We start from the raw sequence: 15,377 nt of genomic DNA on the forward strand, positions 1-15,377 counted from the left end.
CGTGACGGTGAACACACGGCGCACCGGCACCGCGCTCGCTCCGCGTACGAAGGCCGACCACCCCTGGAACTGCATGGAGGACAAGTGACAACCGCCACCGCCACCCAGACGTCTGAGCGCCGACGCGTACGAGTCTGGTTCGGTGAGCACGTGATCGCCGACTACAACGCCGAGCCGGCGTTGGCCGAGCGGTACGCCCACGCCATGAGCCGTCGTTTCGCCGGGCTCCGGGTCACCAACGACCCGATGCCCGCCGTCGACCGGCTCCCCGACCCCCTGCCCGGCGAACGCATGTGGGACGTAGCCCCCCGCTGAACCACTGATCGGCGGCAGGCGAGAGCGGACGATCTGTCCCTCGCCTGCCGCCCTGAGTGTCCTGCGTCCGAAGTTCTTTGGCGCTTGCGGCGCCCAGGCACGCACCTCACGGCACTTGACGAGCATCCACGATGCTCCGCATCGAGGACCCTCCTCAAGCACCGCGATGCACGCACCTGACCACCGCAATCACTCAAACAACTTCGGACGCAGGACACTGATCTCTGGTTTCGATGCGCCTGATCGATCCACCCAAAGAAGTAGTAGCGCCTGAAAACATTCACCGTCCGCACCGTGACCGCGAGGTCCGCCGGTGCGGACGTTTTCTGTCTCGGCCGCGATGTCGAGCCCCTCGCCGCGACTCCGACGTACCGGTAGCGAGCCGATCCCCGGCTCGGAGGAGAAGGAGAGATCATGGCCCGGCCCGTCCTGAACAGCATGCTGCTCGGCAGCACCGACCCCGACCGTCTCAAGGCGTGGTACCGCGACGGCTTCCACGCCGAGACCGACGGCTACGGGAACCTGGACCTCGGGGGTTTCGGCCTGATCGTCGAGCAGCGTGACGACGTCGACGCCAAGACGATCGAGCCGGGACGGCACATCGTCAACTTCGCCGTCGACGACATCGAGCAGGCCGCCGCCCACCTGCGCACGCTGAACGTCGAGTGGCTGGTCGAACCCGAAGACCGCGGCATCGGCTTCTTCGCCACCGTGATCGACCCGGACGGCAACTACGTCCAGCTCATCCAGATGAAGCCGGAGTACTACGCCAAGAAGTAACCGGTCCGGCCGTCCACAGTTGGTCCCGGCCGCGGTATCCGCCGCGGCCGGTTCGGTGGACCGGTAGGTGGCATTCTTGAACCTTGTCGCCCGACCACCAACAAACCTGCCCACGACTTGGACGGCCTGTGCTGAACCCTTTTCGGATCGACGTTCCGCAGGAGGCGATCGACGACCTCCACCACCGCCTCCGCGCGACCCGCTGGCCACGGGAGTTGCCCGGCGACTGGCAACGCGGAGTACCGGTCGGGTATCTGCGTGGGGTGGTCGATCGGTGGTTGGAGTTCGACTGGCGAGCCTGGGAGACGCGGCTCAACGCGATACCGCAGTACACGACGATCGTTGATGGGCAGACGGTGCACTTCCTGCATGCGCGCTCACCCGAGCCGACGGCAATGCCGCTCGTGCTGACCCATGGCTGGCCGGGTTCGGTCGCCGAGTTCGTCGACGTACTCGGGCCACTCACCGACCCGCGTGCGCATGGTGGCGACGCCGCGGACGCCTTCCATGTGGTCGCTCCGTCGGTTCCCGGACACGGGTTCTCGGTGCCGCTGGAAGGGTCCGGCTGGGATCATGTCCGGATCGCCCAGGCGTGGATCACGTTGATGGATCGCCTTGGATATGACCGGTACGGCGCTCAGGGCGGCGACACCGGATCGGTGGTGTCGCCTCTCGTCGGGCGGTTGGCGCCGGAGCGGGTCATCGGCGTACACATCAACGGCGGGCTGGCGTTTCCGGCGGCTCGGGCCGGTGACCTCGATGATTTGAGTGCGACGGATCAGGCCAAGCTGGCGATGGCGGAGCACATCCGCGCGACCGGCACCGGGTACGCCGTACTGCAGTCGACCAAACCGCAGACGGTCTCGTTCGCTTTGAGTGACTCACCGGTCGGGCAGCTGGCCTGGATCCTGGAGAAGTTCCACGACTGGACCGACCCGGCTCGGGACCTGCCGGAGGACGCGGTCGCGCTGGATCACCTGCTGGCGAACGTCTCCATCTACTGGTTCACCAACACCAGCGCCACCTCCGCCAACCTGTACTACGCAGGCGCGGCCGCCGAACCGGGAAAGCCGAGTGACGTGCCGACCGGGGTCGCGGTCTTCCCGACCGACCCGGCGATGCGCCACATCCTCGAACGCGAGCACCGCATCACGCACTGGGCGGAGTACGAGCGGGGCGGTCATTTCGCCGCGCTGGAAGCGCCCGACTTGTTGGTGGAAGACATCCGCACGTTCTTCCGCCCTTTGCGCTAGCAGTAGGCGCGGCAACCGTTGTCGGCGCCGTACGCTCGCTTGGCCTTCGCCACCGCGGCGACCGGCGACAGTTGCCGCCCGTCGTGCCATGCATTGAGGAACGCCTGCGGCGCGACCGCACCCCGACGCACCCACCAATGCCCAGCCGGCGTAGGCCAACTGATCCCAAAATGCAGATGAGAGGGCGTCTGCTGAGCACTCCCCGTCTTCCCAACCAACCCCAGCGACTGCCCGGCTCGCACCATCACACCCGGCCGGATATTCACCCCAACCGCCGACAGATGCGACCCGTAGTACCGAACCCCATCCACCCCAACCACCGACACCGACAACCCACCCCGGTCCCGCCCGACGTTGGTCTTCTTGTCCCAGCTGTCCACCAACGTCACCTCATCCACCCGTCCATCAACCGGCGAGACAAACAGACACCCTTTATCCGCAAAGATGTCCGAAGCCGGATAGTCATGATGACTCTGCGAAGCATCCGCCCGACAACCACCCACAGGAAACACGTACTGCGTGGCGGCTTTGGGTCTTGGCGCAGGAGGTGCTGTCGACGGTGTCGGCTGCTCGGGCGTGGCAGCAACGGTCGGCTCGACCGGAACAACCACTGTCTTTGTTCGCGTGCCGCTGCTCATCGGGGTCGGCGTCGGCCGCGAGGAGACTTTGGCATCAGGTCGATCGAACACACCGGTGGCGGTGAGTACGATCAGCCCACTGCCCACGACCACCAGAGCCGCGGACAGGCAGACCACCCAGAGAGACCGTCTCACTGGAACCAAAAGTTGTTGACCATGGCAACTGAGTAGACCGTCTCGCAGGGGATGCCGTTCTTGTCGGCATCCATCCGCTGGGGCATGTCGTAGTACCACCAGTAGGCGACCGCTTGCGCGTACGTCGCACCCCGGGCGGCGAGATCGCGGCAGAGCAGGCCGGACGCCGGCGGCGCGGCGCCACCGACCTCACGCCCGTTCCAGTACTGGCCGATGTCGCTGCGTGGGTAGACGGTCTCGCAGGGGATGCCGTTCTTGTCGGCGTCCATCTGGTTCGGCTGACCGTTCAGCCGCCAGTAGTCGATCGCCGCCACGTAGCTGTACCCCTTGGCCTTCAGGTCCCGGCAGAAGAGTCCCGCCGGGAGCGATCGGACATCGCCGATCACCTTCGGGGGGACCGGCGCCGGCGCCTTCTTGGTGCCTTTGACCGACGGAGTGACGGTCAGCGTCTTCACCGTAACGGGTCCGTCGGTCGACTGCGGCGCCGACGCGGCTTCCTGCGGTGAATCCTGCCGACTCATCAAGACGACGAGCCAGACGAGCAGTACGACGACCACTCCGACCGCGACGCCTGCCAGGGCAGCCAGCGTTCCGTTGCCGCTGTCCTTGCCCCGGCGAGTGGTGCCGCAACTTTCCGTGACTGTATCCCGTTCTCCATTCATGTTTCCCCCCGAGCCTCATTGAAGACCCGTCGCTCTGCGTTGTCCATGGCGGGGGAGCGATCGCGAGCAACAACAGGCGTAGGTCAGTGGGGTGAAACAGTGCGGTCGGCCCAGGCTGGTGAGTTCTGGAGGAGGTCGGGGAGGGGGCCGATGACGCCTAGGCGTTGGGTGCAGCGGGTGAGGGCTACGTAGAGGTCGCGGAGGCCGCGGGGGGACTCGATCAGGATGCCGTCGGGGTCGACGACCAGGACGGAGTCGAACTCGAGGCCCTTCGCGCCGGCCACGGTCAGGACGGTGACGTTCGGTACGTCGGCGATGGCCTCCTGCACCAACTCCAGGCGGTGCCGCGAGGTGATGACGCCGACCTGCCCGTACTGCGTTTCCTCGTGGGCCACCTTGCTCACGTACGCCGCCTGCTCCGCCGGCTGGACATCCACGTGCCACGGCTTGACCCCGGTGGAGCGCACTGAGCGAGGAGCCTGCGCTGTCGGGTCGACCTCGCGCAGTACCTCCGCTGCAAGCTCCATCACCTCGGCCGGCGTGCGGTAGTTCATCGTCAGCTCCGCCAGCCGCCAGCGGTCGCCGAAGGAAGGCTCCAGCGCCTGCTGCCAACTGGTGCCGCCACCCGCGGCACCTGTCTGCGCCACATCGCCGACCAGCGTCATCGACCGCAACGGACAGCGCCGCGCAATCGCCCGCCACGCCATCGGGGACAACTCCTGCGCCTCGTCGACGATCACGTGCCCATAAGTCCACCGCCGATCGACCGAGGCCCGCTCGGCCAATGAGCGATCGTCATCCGCCTCATACCGAGCAGCGAGAGCTTCGGCATCGAGAATGTCCTTCGCCGACAGGACTTCCGCCTCGTCGTCCTCGTCGAAGTCGGTCGAACCCGACCCGGACAGCACATCCAGCGAACCCTGCGCATACGCGATCGCCCGGGCGCGCTCGGCCCGCTCCCGAGCCAGGTCGCGCCCATCATCACCTAGCAACTCCGCGGCCTCGTCGAGCAGCGGTACGTCGGCCGGGCTCCAGTCATCGCCGTACCGGAGCAGGTGTTCACGGTCGAGCGCACTGAGCTGAGGAGCCGCGGACGCGAGCCGCTGCTCGTCGCCGTACAGGTCGATCAGCAATTGCTGCGGGCTGAGCACCGGCCAGAGCCGATCGAGCAACGCCCGTACTGCGGGGTCTGCCACCACCTCGTTGCGCAGCTCGGCCAGGTCGTACTCGTCCAGCAGGTTGTCGCCGCCGAGCGGGTCCGCCCCGATGATGTCGGCGTACAGGTCGACCAGGTGGTCGATGATGTCCTTGGTGAAGAACGGCTGCGCCTGGTTGTGCGTCAGTTGGCGGGCCCGAGCACTGGCGCGGGCCTGTTCGACGACGGACGGTTCCAGCCGCAGTACGGTCCGGTCGACGGTCAGCTCGATCGGCTCGGTGGGCAGCCACTGCCGGTCGGCGACGGCGGTCTCGATCACCTCGGCCATCACCGCGCGGCCCTTGACCTCGGCCACCTCGGCGGGCTCGGGCCGGGTCGCGGTCAGGCCGGGGTACAACTCGGCGACCGTGACGAGCCGAACGCCGTCCTCACCGAGTGACGGCAGCACCTGACCGATGAATCGCAGGAAAGTCGCATTGGGGCCGACGACCAGAATTCCGCGCTTTTCCAGCTGAGCACGGTGTGTGTACAAAAGGAATGCGGCCCGGTGCAGCGCGATCGCGGTCTTGCCGGTGCCCGGCCCGCCCTGGACTACGAGGACGCCGGGCAGCTCGGACCGGATGATCCGGTCCTGGTCGGCCTGGATCGTCCGCACGATCGACTCCATCGTGCCGGTACGCCGAGCCTCCAGTGCGCTCAGCAGGACCGCCTCGCCGACGACACCCGTGCCGGGCTGGGATGCGCCGGCCGCGGTCCGGTCGAGGTCGAGCTGCTCGTCCTGGACGTCGATCACGCGGCGAAGCCGGGTCTGGATGTGCCGTCGGCGGACGATGCCCTCGTTCGCCACCGCGGTGGCGATGTAGAACGGGCGCGCCGCGGGGGCCCGCCAGTCGACCAGCAACGGTTCGTAGTCCTCGTCGTGCAACCCGATCCGGCCGATGTGCAGGACCTCGCCGTTCTCGTCGTCGAGCCGCCCGAACGCGAGACCCTCCTCGGCCGCGTTCAGCCGGGACAACCGGGCGTTCAGGTCACGGACCCGGCCGTCGCGCTGGTGCAGGGCCTGCGCGTTCCGCGTCCCGGCGACCTGCTCGTCGCGCCGGCGCTCCTCCGTCCGCTCCCGCTCCCGATCGAGCGTGGCATAGAAAGTCGTCAGGTGAACCTGTTCGGCCTGGACCGGATTCAGCAATTCCAACCCCTCGTGATAAAATGCAGCGCAATGGTTCCCGGCCGCCTTTGTTCTGGCGCTTTCCGGTGGCAGCCACAAATACCTGAGTTTATCCCGAGGGCCGCTAATTCGGCGAGGCGTGTGCCACTCTCCCTTGACCTCAAGTCGTGTTGAGGTCCTAGCGTCGGCCAGGTGATCGATCCTCCGCTCCGCCTGGCGCTGCTCGTCCGCAACCGCGAACCGGGCCGCTTCGGCACCGTCGTGGCCGACTGGTTCGGGCGTGAGGTCGAGCAACGTGACGACTTCAAACTCGACCTGATCGACCTGGCCCGGACGCCGCTGACCGACCTGCCCGCCCGGATCGACGAGGCGGACGCGATCGTGATCGTCTGCCCGGAGTACAACCATGGCTATCCCGGCGACCTGAAGACGGCGATCGACGCAGTACGACGGCCCTGGTACGCGAAGCCGGTCGCGTTCGTGGTGTACGGCGGCCGCTCGGGTGGGCTGCGCGCCGCGGAACAACTCCGCCAGGTCTTCGGCGAACTCCACGCCGTCACGATCCGCGACACCCTCAGCTTCCACCAAGCGACCGAACCGTTCACTGCGGCCGGGAGCCCCGCAGACCCCACCACGACCATCGCGGCCGCCACCCTGCTCGATCAGTTGGCGTGGTGGTCCCACCCCCTGCGCGAGGCCCGGACCACCACCCCTTACCCCAGTTGACCCGCTACTGTCAGCGCAGCGTGCGGCCGAAGTGCGCGGCGACGGTGTCGACCGACAGAGTCACCTGAGGTTCGGCGTCGTAGAAGTCGAACTGGGTGCCTTGGGTCCACAAAATGTCCTTGGGCCCGGCCAGCCCGACGTGGAAGCGAAGAGCGCCCTCGGGGATTGCGGCTTCCTCGCTGTGCACGAGCAGCGTGGGCTGGGTGATCTGCGGGGCCAGGGCGATGGCGTCGTACGTAAGCCAGTCCGGCCAGGCCATCACCGCGAAGCGGTTCGGCCAGGCGGGGATGCCGCCGCGGGCCGGGTTGAGGTAGAAGTCGATGTCGTACGGCATGGCGGCGCGCGGGTCGGTGGTGCTCACGACCGGTACGTAGTCGATCTCACCGGTCTCGTCGTACCGCGACCGCGCCTCGCGGCCGAGCTTGATCTTCTCGGCCACCGCGTCGGCGCCTCCGTAGGCGGCCTCGCAGATCGCGGCGTCGTGCAGCCAGGGAGCGACCAGGGCGAGGGACTTCACCCGTGGGTCGTGCGCGGCGTTGTCGGACATGTACATCGCCGCCGCGCAGATGCCCAGGGCACCGAGTTGCTCGCCGTCCACGGCCGGGTGGTTCTGCAGGAAGCTGACCGCGTGGTGGATGTCGCGGACCTTGCGGGCCGGGTTCTCCACGTCGCGGGGCTCTCCGCCGGACTCGCCGAAACCGGTGAAGTCGAAGGACAGCGCGGCGTACCCGCGGTCGGCGAGGCGCTCGGCGTAGCGGTCCGCCATCAGTTCCTTGACGCTGGTCCAGGTGCCGGCGACGACAACACCGGGGGCCCGTTCCTTGCCTTCGGGGAGGTAGAGGTTGCCGGTCAGGGTGGTGCCGTCGCTGTCGAAGGTGACCTTGTTCATGCGTACTCCAAAGTGGCTTTGGTGATCGTTCCGTCGGTGATGTCGAAGTGGTAGTTGGCGCGGAAGCCGCCCGTACCGCCGGGCTGGAAGCGGACGAGCAGGGTGACTCCGCCCTGCCTGGGCTTGTGTTCGAGCAGCGTGTAGACGCCGCCGATGACCTCGTTCTCCGCCCACTGCCGGATCGCGTCGCGGCCGCGGATCTCGCGGCCGACGTCGATGACGAGTCCGTCGGGGGCGAAGGCGCTGGCCACCGCATCGGCGTTCTTGGCCGCGACGGCGTCGAGGTACCGCTGGGCGGCCGGATCGAGCACGCCGCGCGAGGCGGCGCCCGCGGAGGGCTGCGGCTGCGCCGGTGAAGACTGCGCCGTTGAGGACTGCGGCTGGGTGGGGCTGGAGGAAGCAGTTGGTCGAGCGGTGGACCGATGGTTGCCGACGGCTACTACTATTCCGCCGGCCACCACGACGAGCACCGCCAGTACTGCGACGGTGCGCGCTCTCATCGGGTCCCGTCGCTCCAGACCGTGCTCATCACCACACCGCTGATGCGCCAGCCGTCGCCGGTTCGCACCAGGTCGAAGCGGTAGGTGCCGCCCAGCGTCCACAAGGAGTCGTCGGGCTTGCGGTGGGTCGCCTGGAAGGACGCAGTACAGACAGCGCTGTCACCGTCGACGGTGACAAGGTGATTGCCGACCAGGTGCTGAGTCGCGGCGTACACGCCCAGTCCTTCCTGCCAGCCGGCAATGATCTGCTCGGGGGTGAGAACGACGGGCTCGCCGCCGTTGAGGCTGGTGTAGTCGAGGGTCACCTGGTCGGCGAACACCTCGGCGAGTCGGGGCCACTCCCGGTGGTCGGCGTACCAGGCCATCCGGGTGCAGGTGTCGATGATGTCGAAGCGATCCATGCGCACCAGCATCTCGCCTGCGGACAAGCGGCGGGAGCTGGAGAAGTTGCACGTCGGCGTGCAGGAAACTGCAGCCGAGTTCACAGCCAGCCCCGCTCCTTCGCCAACAGGGCCGCCTGGAACCTGGTGTCGGCGCCCAGATGGGCCATGATGTCGGCGACATGCGCCCGGAACTTGCGGACCGACACGTTGACCGACCGGGCCGCCGCCTCGTCGGTGCCGTAGCGGGTCAGGGCATGCAGGACCTGCTGCTCGATCGGGGACAGCGGTACGTCGTCCAGGTCGCGCGCCCGGCCCCACATGCCGTCGAACACATCGGCGAGCGTGGCCACCACACCGGGCTGCCGGATCTGCAACGCCCCGGCCTGTGGGTCGGTCAGGTCGGCCTGCACGAAGGCAACCGAGCGGTTGACGACGGCCAGGTGGCGGATCGGCTCGATGGTCACCCGATGCAGGTCGCCCAAGGCGTGCTGGCTGCGGGCATAGGGGCCTTGGTCGGGGTCCTGCAGGGCGCGGGTGGAGAAGAGCGTACGGCTTCTCAGCCCGCGGGCGAGGAGGCGGGTGAAGAGCGAAAGCTCGTATCCGTTCTGTGAGTAGTAGGCACGCTCCTTCAGGTGCATGAACTCGCCGGGCTCGTCCGCCAGCAGGGCGCGCATGCGGTTGGTGACGGCCGTTCCGTCGACGAGATGTTCGACCAGCTTGACGGGCCTGCCACTGCGGTGCTCCTCGCTGAGTTCGGTGAGCACGTCCCACGCGAGGCTCAGCTCCGTCAGTTGACGCTGCGTCTGCTCGAGCCGTCGGCGGACCAACAGATCGACCGCTGCCGCCGGCGGCACCGCGGTGAGGGTGTCGTCCACAAGACCGAGCGCCCGCAACTCGGCGAGCGTGGCGCCGCCGACACCGGCCAGGTCCTCCGACCCGGGCCGGCGGCGCAACAAGTGCCGGTACAGACCCTCCTGCTCGTCAGTCAGCCCCAGACTGGTGAGACTCATTCGTTCCTTCCTCTTGGATCAGCTGGAAACAGCATCGGGGACCCAGTTGCCGTGGAAGCCGAGGGGGACCCGCGCCGGGAGATGCACCCGGGCCACGGGTTTACCACCAAAGTCCTGCGCGGCCAGGATCACCAGATCAGAGGCGTTGCGGTCCGGGTTGTGCACGTACGCCAGGACATAGCCGTCGTCCTCGGCGATCCGACGACCGGCCGCGCCGTGACCGGAGGCCGGGACGAAGACCGGCTCGCTCGCGGCCGCGCCCTTGGCGAAGCGGTGCACTTCCGACGAACCGCGGACCAGGTCGTGCTTGATCAGCGCGTTGTGGAACGCGCGGTCCGGGACCGCACCGTCCACGGTCAGGTACGCCTGGAACATCTCGGCCGCGGACGCGGAGTAGCCGTACCGATGCCGGTGGGCGACCAGAGCGTCGTTGATCCGCGGGTACTCCTGGGGCCGGTCGTCGATCCTGATCGTCCGGAGCCGGCCGTGCGCCAGGTCGATCGTCCAGCGATCCAGCGACGGTGTGCCGGTGGCTCCCGGCCCGCCGGATCCGCGGCCGCCCGCGTAGAACGGCGCCGGGAACGTGGTCACGTCGACGACGACCGAGTGGCCGTGGTCGTACGCGTTCAGGGTGTGCGAGAAGACCACCGCCCGAGGAGCGTCGAACCACCGGACCTGCCCGCCGGATCGGGGCAGTACTCCGACCCGAGGGGGATGCTTGTCGTTCCACACATACGGCACCGGATCACCTGCCGCCGCGGCTTCGGGATCGAACGTGACCGGTACGTCGAAGAGCACCACGTGGCGCTGCGTCAGGGCGAAGTCGTGCATCATCGGACTGCCGGCCACGGGGATCATCCTCGTCCGGGTCACTCGCCCCTCGGCATCGACGACCAGATGGCGGACGTGGTCCCACAACGGGCTGTAGCTGATCGCGTGCAACTCGTTGACCTGGGCATCGAACTTGGTGTGCGCGGTGAACGCGCCGTCCAGGGTCCCACCGAAGTCGTACGGTCCGAGGGTGTTCAGTTCACCGTCGAGCTCGTACGGCGGTGGGCCGCTCTCCAGCAGGGTCAGGATCCGGCCGTTGTGCGCGATGACGTGGGTGTTGCAGGCGTAGTCCTGCTCCGGCACCGGCCACGGGTACGGTTCGCCGAGCTTCCTGGCGACCGAGGACGACCGGACCCACCGGTTGCGGTACCACTCGGCGCGACCGTCCCGCAGCCGTACGCCGTGCACCATTCCCTCGCCGAGCATCCAGTGATGGGCCCGGGGATCCTCCAGGCCGAGCACGTTGGGGCCGATACGGAGGTAGCGCCCGTTCAGCTCCCGCGGAATCCGGCCGGTGACGGGCAGGTCGAACTCCGTCACCTCCTCCCGGACCGGAGCGAAAGCGCCTTCCAGGAAGGGAAAGCGGGGGTTGCCTTTGAGGGGCGCTGCAGCTGAGGGGCCGCCCAGCGCCAGTGCGCCGTACCCGATGGCGATGGCGCCGCCCGTCAGCGCGGCTGCTGAGCGCAGTACGGTGCGCCGGCAGTACTTGGACATATGTTGCTCCTCACATGGTTGGGGTGGTCACTCGCGGGCCGGGCCAGTGGCGTCGACCATGGGAATGGCCAGCGACCGGCGCGCGGCGGTCAAGCTCGCGATCCAGGTCAGGGCCAGAACGAAGGCGACGATCGCCAGGTACGGACCGCTGTCGACGCCTGGCCGCAGCGAGCCGGTGCGGCCGTAGACGAAGCCGGTGATGCCGATCGCGGCGGCGACAGTGCCGAGAGCCAGTCCGGTCGCGGCCGCGAAGGTTGTCTCCCAGGCGACAGCGCGCAGTACCTGGCCAGGCGTCGCGCCGATCTTGCGGGCGAGGCCGAACTCCTGGCTTCGGGCCAGCAGGCTCGCGACGCAGTTGTTGACCAGGACGACCGCCGCGAACAGGCTGATCATGCCGATGATGATCAGGTTCAGCGTCTGGACTCCCTTGTCCTCGACACTGACGGCGATCCCCGCGGCGGCGTTCGTGTCGTCGTAGATCTGCTGGATGCAGAAGGTGCCGACGGCCAGGCCGGTCAGGACGACCACCGGCATGGTGACGGTCGCCGCCTGCCGCGTGCGCTCCCGGAGGGCCGATACGGCCAGGTACGCCGTACCGGATCCTCTGGTCATGGGGGCGACAAGGTGGGCGAGTGCTCGCAACGCCAGCGGGGACAGCAGCGCGAGTCCCATCGCGCAGGCGATGCACGCCTGGCCCGCCACGCTCAGGGTGGTGAAGCCCTCGTCCTTGAGTACGGTCGCGGTCGTGAATGCGCAACCGACGCCGGCGACGAGCAGCCCGAGCCCGGTGATCACCCTGCCTTTGCCGATCGGCCCGGCATCGACGGCGGCCTGGCTCAGCGCCTCCTTGGCGCTGACCCGTCCGGCCGAGCGGGCCGCGATCGCGGTGGCGCCGACCGTGGCGAGCAGGGTCGCCGACAGTCCTGCGACCAGCGCGATCGGTCCGAAGCGGTAGGGGACAGCGGGCGTGACCTGGTCGGCGTGGCGGAGCGCTTCGAGCACCGCTCGGCCGGTCAGGAACGCGGGGGCGATCGCCAGCGCGGCCGCCACGACAGCGACTCCGACGCCTTCGCCCGTGATCAGGCGGCCGAGCTGCCCGGGTGTGGCGCCGATTGCCTTCAGCAGTGCCATCTCGGCCTGCCGTTGCCGGATCGCCAAGCTGGTCGTCGAGGCGACACCGAACCCGACGATGACCAGACCCCAGCCACCGACCGCTCCGGCGATCGTCCGCAACGTCGAGGCGTCGGTCGCGGAGACGCCGCTCTGGCCGGCCGTATCGAGGAGCGAGGCGAACGCCATCAGGACCAGCGCTCCGACGAACACGTTGACGAAGGTCGCGACGAACGCTTCCCGGCGAAAGCGCAGTGACGCGATCGCGATGGTGAGGATCGTCATTGCGGGCCACCGCCTTGGCGCGCTGCGTCGAGTCGCAACATCTGCTCGGCGACCGTGGCCGCGGTGGGCGCCTGCAAGGTGCCGACGATCTGTCCGTCGGCGAGGAAGACGACCGAGTCGGCGAAGCCGGCCGCGATCGGATCGTGGGTGACCATCACGATGGTCTGGCCGTGGTCGTCGACAGCCTGCCGCAGCAAGGCAAGGACGGCCGCCGCGCCCGCACTGTCGAGCGCGCCGGTCGGTTCGTCGGCGAACACAATCGACGGCTTGGCCGCCAGTGCCCGCGCGATCGCGACACGTTGCTGCTGCCCGCCGGACAGCTCAGTCGGCCTGCGGTCGGCGTGGCTGCCCAGGCCGACCTGGTCGAGGAGCGTCAGGCAGTGCCGACGGTCGACCCGCTTGCCGGCCAGCACCATCGGCAGCATCACGTTCTGCAAAACCGTGAGGGTCGGCATCAGGTTGTACTGCTGGAAGACGAAACCGATCCGGGTACGCCGGAAGCGGGTCGCCTCCGCCTCGCTTCCGGAGGGGAACTCCCGACCGTCGACGTACACGGCTCCCGCCGTCGGCCGGTCGAGTCCGGAGGCACACTGCAGCAGCGTGGTCTTGCCCGAGCCCGACGGGCCCATCACCGCGGTGAACGTGCCGGCCGCGAAGGACGTGCTCACCCCTGCCAAGGCGACCACCTTGCCGCCGGACCGTCCGTACGTCCGGGTGAGTCCGACGACCTGCAAGGGGTCGCGGGTGAGATTCGAGCTGGTCACGCTGTGCCGTCCGATCGATCGCGGGGTCGAGGTCGACTCGAGTCTCGGCGCGCCGGCGCGATCGCCACACCGCCCCGGGCAGGGTGAATCCACCCGACCTGCGAAGGGTCCGGATACCTACCAAAGAAGGTTGGTACGACGGAGCTCGCTGGCTAATCTCGGCACGTGACAAGTCCACCGGCCGCGCGTACCCCTGGTCGTTGGCACCTGCTCGTGTACTCGACCGTGGCCGGATCCGGCGACCGCCTCGGCCCGATCAGCCGTCAGTTGCTGGTGGACACGGTCCTGGGACTCACCGCGGTCGGGTTCGGCGGCTTCATCCTGCTCCCGATCGCCGAGACCCACAGCCGCGCGGGCCTGATTGCCGATGTGCTCCTCGGCGCGGTCGCCTGTGGGTCGCTGGTGTGGCGTCGCAGCCACCCGTCGGTGGTTGCGGGACTGACCATCGCCGCCTCCGCGGTCGCCGCATCCGCCGCCGGAGCTTCCATGGTCGCGTTGCTGACCGCAACGATCCGGGTACGGCCGCGGCTGGTCGCAGTACTGACCGCGGCGCAGTTGGCGGCGACGTTCTGTTTCCCGTTGCTGTATCCGCATGCTGCCGGTTACAGCTACCAGACGCAGGTCACCATGGGTGGCTTGATGAACCTGGCCGTCGTGGGCTGGGGGCTGATGATCCGTGCTCAGCGTGGCCATCTGCGCACGGTCCTTGAGCGCGCCCGCGACCTGGAGGCCCGGCAGACGTTGCTTGCAGCAACCATTCGGGACCAGGAACGCCGCCGGATCGCCCGGGAGATGCACGACACGCTCGCGCACCGGCTGTCACTGCTGAGTGTGCACGCCGGAGCGCTCGAGTTCCGGCCGGATCTCTCGCCGGAGCAGACCCGGTCGATGGCCGCGGTCGTCCGGCAGGCCAGCCACGAGGCGGTCGGCGATCTGCAGAAGGTGATCGGGATCCTGCGCGACGGCTCGGCAGAGAGTCCACTCGAACCTCAGGTGACGCTGGACGATCTGCCCGTTCTCGTCGACGAAGCTCGGCGGGGCGGCACCCAGGTGCACCTCGAGCAGCGCGGTGCCGAGCTCAGCCCACCGCCGAACGTGGCGGAAACGGCGTACCGGATCGTCCAGGAAGGGCTGACCAATGCGCGCAAGCACGCTCCGGGATCGCCGGTCCGGATCATGATCCAATCGGACGACACGGGGGAGCTGACCGTGAGAGTCCGTACGCCGCTCGACGCCCGGACGGCTCCGGAGCCGGACATCCCCGGCACGCGGACCGGCCTGATCGGTCTGCGGGAACGTGTGTCGCTGCTCGGTGGCAGCTTCAGCTCGGGACGGGACGGCGACGAGTTCGTCATCAGCGCGAGGTTGCCGTGGTAGACCCGGAGGAGCCGACGCGGGTGGCGCTCGTCGACGACGATCCGCTGGTGCGGATGGGGTTGCGGGCCATGCTCGACGGAGTGTACGGGATCCGGATCGTGGCCGAGGCGGCGGACGGTTCCGAAGTACCGGCGATGCTCGACGCGCACCGGCCGCAGGTGGTGCTGATGGACCTGCGGATGAAGACCGTCGACGGCATCACCGCGACCGAACGCCTCCGCGATCGCCGCGATGCGCCGGCGGTGATCGTGCTGACGACGTTCGACGACCAGGATCTCGTCACCAAGGCCATTCGCGCGGGGGCCATCGGTTATCTGCTGAAGCATGCACCGCCGGAGGACATCGTCCGGGCGGTGCGATCGGCGCACAGCGGAGGCAGCGTGCTGTCGCCGGAGGTCGCCCGCCGGCTCATCGACACGGTGGCCGCCAACCCTGGCCACGACACCGACCAGCGCGCGGCCCGAGAACGCCTGCGGTTCCTGAGTGCCCGCGAGTCGCAGGTCGCGACGGCCGTTGCCGACGGCAAGTCGAACGCGGAGATCGCGGCTGGGCTCCACCTCACCGTCCCCACTGTCAAGGGCTACATCAGCACCATCCTCACCAAGACCGCGACGCAGAACCGGGTGCAACTGGCGCTTCTCGTCCAAACGGCATCTCGCGGGGCGGGACCACGGTGATGCTCGA

The 15,377-nt window shown here is 68.4% G+C and carries 16 protein-coding genes; 6 read left to right on the forward strand and 10 right to left on the reverse strand.

Annotated elements, in window-relative coordinates:
- Nucleotides 1-84: 84 nt before the first annotated feature.
- The 3 genes from AB0F51_RS38205 (at nt 85) to AB0F51_RS38215 (ending at nt 2,348) form a co-directional block, all read left to right on the forward strand.
- Nucleotides 85-315, forward strand: a complete 231-nt coding sequence (locus AB0F51_RS38205; protein WP_012924486.1) for a hypothetical protein — start codon at nt 85-87, stop codon at nt 313-315.
- Between the two features lie 414 nt (nt 316-729).
- On the forward strand, nt 730-1,095 hold the full coding sequence (locus AB0F51_RS38210; RefSeq protein WP_360288489.1) for a VOC family protein: 366 nt from the start codon (nt 730-732) through the stop codon (nt 1,093-1,095).
- Nucleotides 1,096-1,223: 128 nt separating this feature from the next.
- Entirely contained in the window at nt 1,224-2,348 is a 1,125-nt protein-coding gene (locus tag AB0F51_RS38215) for an epoxide hydrolase family protein (protein WP_360288491.1), read from the forward strand.
- On the opposite strand, the gene AB0F51_RS38220 is transcribed toward AB0F51_RS38215, so the two are convergent.
- The 3 genes from AB0F51_RS38220 to AB0F51_RS38230 all read right to left on the reverse strand — a co-directional run bounded on the left by AB0F51_RS38220 (nt 2,345) and on the right by AB0F51_RS38230 (nt 6,131).
- Complete coding sequence (locus AB0F51_RS38220) at nt 2,345-2,986, reverse strand: M23 family metallopeptidase (protein WP_360288640.1); 642 nt, start codon at nt 2,984-2,986, stop codon at nt 2,345-2,347. The genes AB0F51_RS38215 and AB0F51_RS38220 overlap by 4 nt on opposite strands.
- Before the next feature lie 131 nt (nt 2,987-3,117).
- Complete coding sequence (locus tag AB0F51_RS38225; RefSeq protein WP_360288493.1) at nt 3,118-3,783, reverse strand: excalibur calcium-binding domain-containing protein; 666 nt, start codon at nt 3,781-3,783, stop codon at nt 3,118-3,120.
- Between the two features lie 83 nt (nt 3,784-3,866).
- The gene (locus tag AB0F51_RS38230) at nt 3,867-6,131 is read right to left on the reverse strand and encodes an ATP-binding domain-containing protein (protein ID WP_360288495.1); all 2,265 of its coding nucleotides are present in this window, start codon (nt 6,129-6,131) and stop codon (nt 3,867-3,869) included.
- A gap of 165 nt (nt 6,132-6,296) precedes the next feature.
- On the opposite strand from AB0F51_RS38230, the gene AB0F51_RS38235 reads away from it, so the two are divergent.
- Nucleotides 6,297-6,830 (forward strand): NAD(P)H-dependent oxidoreductase, encoded by a 534-nt coding sequence (locus AB0F51_RS38235; RefSeq protein ID WP_360288497.1) that lies wholly within the window; start codon nt 6,297-6,299, stop codon nt 6,828-6,830.
- A gap of 10 nt (nt 6,831-6,840) precedes the next feature.
- Here the strand turns inward: AB0F51_RS38235 and AB0F51_RS38240 are convergent, their stop codons facing one another.
- The 7 genes from AB0F51_RS38240 to AB0F51_RS38270 form a co-directional block, all read right to left on the reverse strand.
- Nucleotides 6,841-7,719 carry an alpha/beta fold hydrolase gene (locus AB0F51_RS38240; protein WP_360288499.1) on the reverse strand — a complete coding sequence of 293 codons (879 nt, stop codon included), beginning with the start codon at nt 7,717-7,719 and terminating at the stop codon, nt 6,841-6,843.
- The gene (locus AB0F51_RS38245) at nt 7,716-8,219 is read right to left on the reverse strand and encodes a nuclear transport factor 2 family protein (protein ID WP_360288501.1); all 504 of its coding nucleotides are present in this window, start codon (nt 8,217-8,219) and stop codon (nt 7,716-7,718) included. Before AB0F51_RS38245 ends, AB0F51_RS38240 begins: the two co-directional genes overlap by 4 nt.
- Nucleotides 8,216-8,620, reverse strand: coding sequence for a nuclear transport factor 2 family protein (locus AB0F51_RS38250; RefSeq protein WP_360288503.1), 405 nt, complete (start codon nt 8,618-8,620; stop codon nt 8,216-8,218). The genes AB0F51_RS38245 and AB0F51_RS38250 overlap by 4 nt, the downstream gene beginning before the upstream one ends.
- Before the next feature lie 80 nt (nt 8,621-8,700).
- Entirely contained in the window at nt 8,701-9,612 is a 912-nt protein-coding gene (locus AB0F51_RS38255) for a hypothetical protein (protein ID WP_360288505.1), read from the reverse strand.
- 18 nt (nt 9,613-9,630) lie between these two features.
- Nucleotides 9,631-11,157 carry a carotenoid oxygenase family protein gene (locus AB0F51_RS38260; RefSeq protein WP_360288507.1) on the reverse strand — a complete coding sequence of 509 codons (1,527 nt, stop codon included), beginning with the start codon at nt 11,155-11,157 and terminating at the stop codon, nt 9,631-9,633.
- Between the two features lie 27 nt (nt 11,158-11,184).
- On the reverse strand, nt 11,185-12,552 hold the full coding sequence (locus tag AB0F51_RS38265; protein ID WP_360288509.1) for an FtsX-like permease family protein: 1,368 nt from the start codon (nt 12,550-12,552) through the stop codon (nt 11,185-11,187).
- Nucleotides 12,549-13,316 (reverse strand): ABC transporter ATP-binding protein, encoded by a 768-nt coding sequence (locus AB0F51_RS38270; RefSeq protein WP_360288511.1) that lies wholly within the window; start codon nt 13,314-13,316, stop codon nt 12,549-12,551. The genes AB0F51_RS38265 and AB0F51_RS38270 overlap by 4 nt, the downstream gene beginning before the upstream one ends.
- Before the next feature lie 165 nt (nt 13,317-13,481).
- Here AB0F51_RS38270 and AB0F51_RS38275 point away from each other — a divergent pair, with 165 nt between their 5' ends.
- Both AB0F51_RS38275 and AB0F51_RS38280 read left to right on the forward strand, forming a co-directional pair.
- Nucleotides 13,482-14,693 (forward strand): histidine kinase, encoded by a 1,212-nt coding sequence (locus AB0F51_RS38275; protein ID WP_360288513.1) that lies wholly within the window; start codon nt 13,482-13,484, stop codon nt 14,691-14,693.
- Between the two features lie 20 nt (nt 14,694-14,713).
- Complete coding sequence (locus tag AB0F51_RS38280) at nt 14,714-15,370, forward strand: response regulator transcription factor (RefSeq protein ID WP_360288515.1); 657 nt, start codon at nt 14,714-14,716, stop codon at nt 15,368-15,370.
- Nucleotides 15,371-15,377 lie beyond the last annotated feature (7 nt).

This window comes from Kribbella sp. NPDC023855 (genome assembly GCF_040639475.1).
Taxonomy (GTDB): Bacteria; Actinomycetota; Actinomycetes; order Propionibacteriales; family Kribbellaceae; genus Kribbella.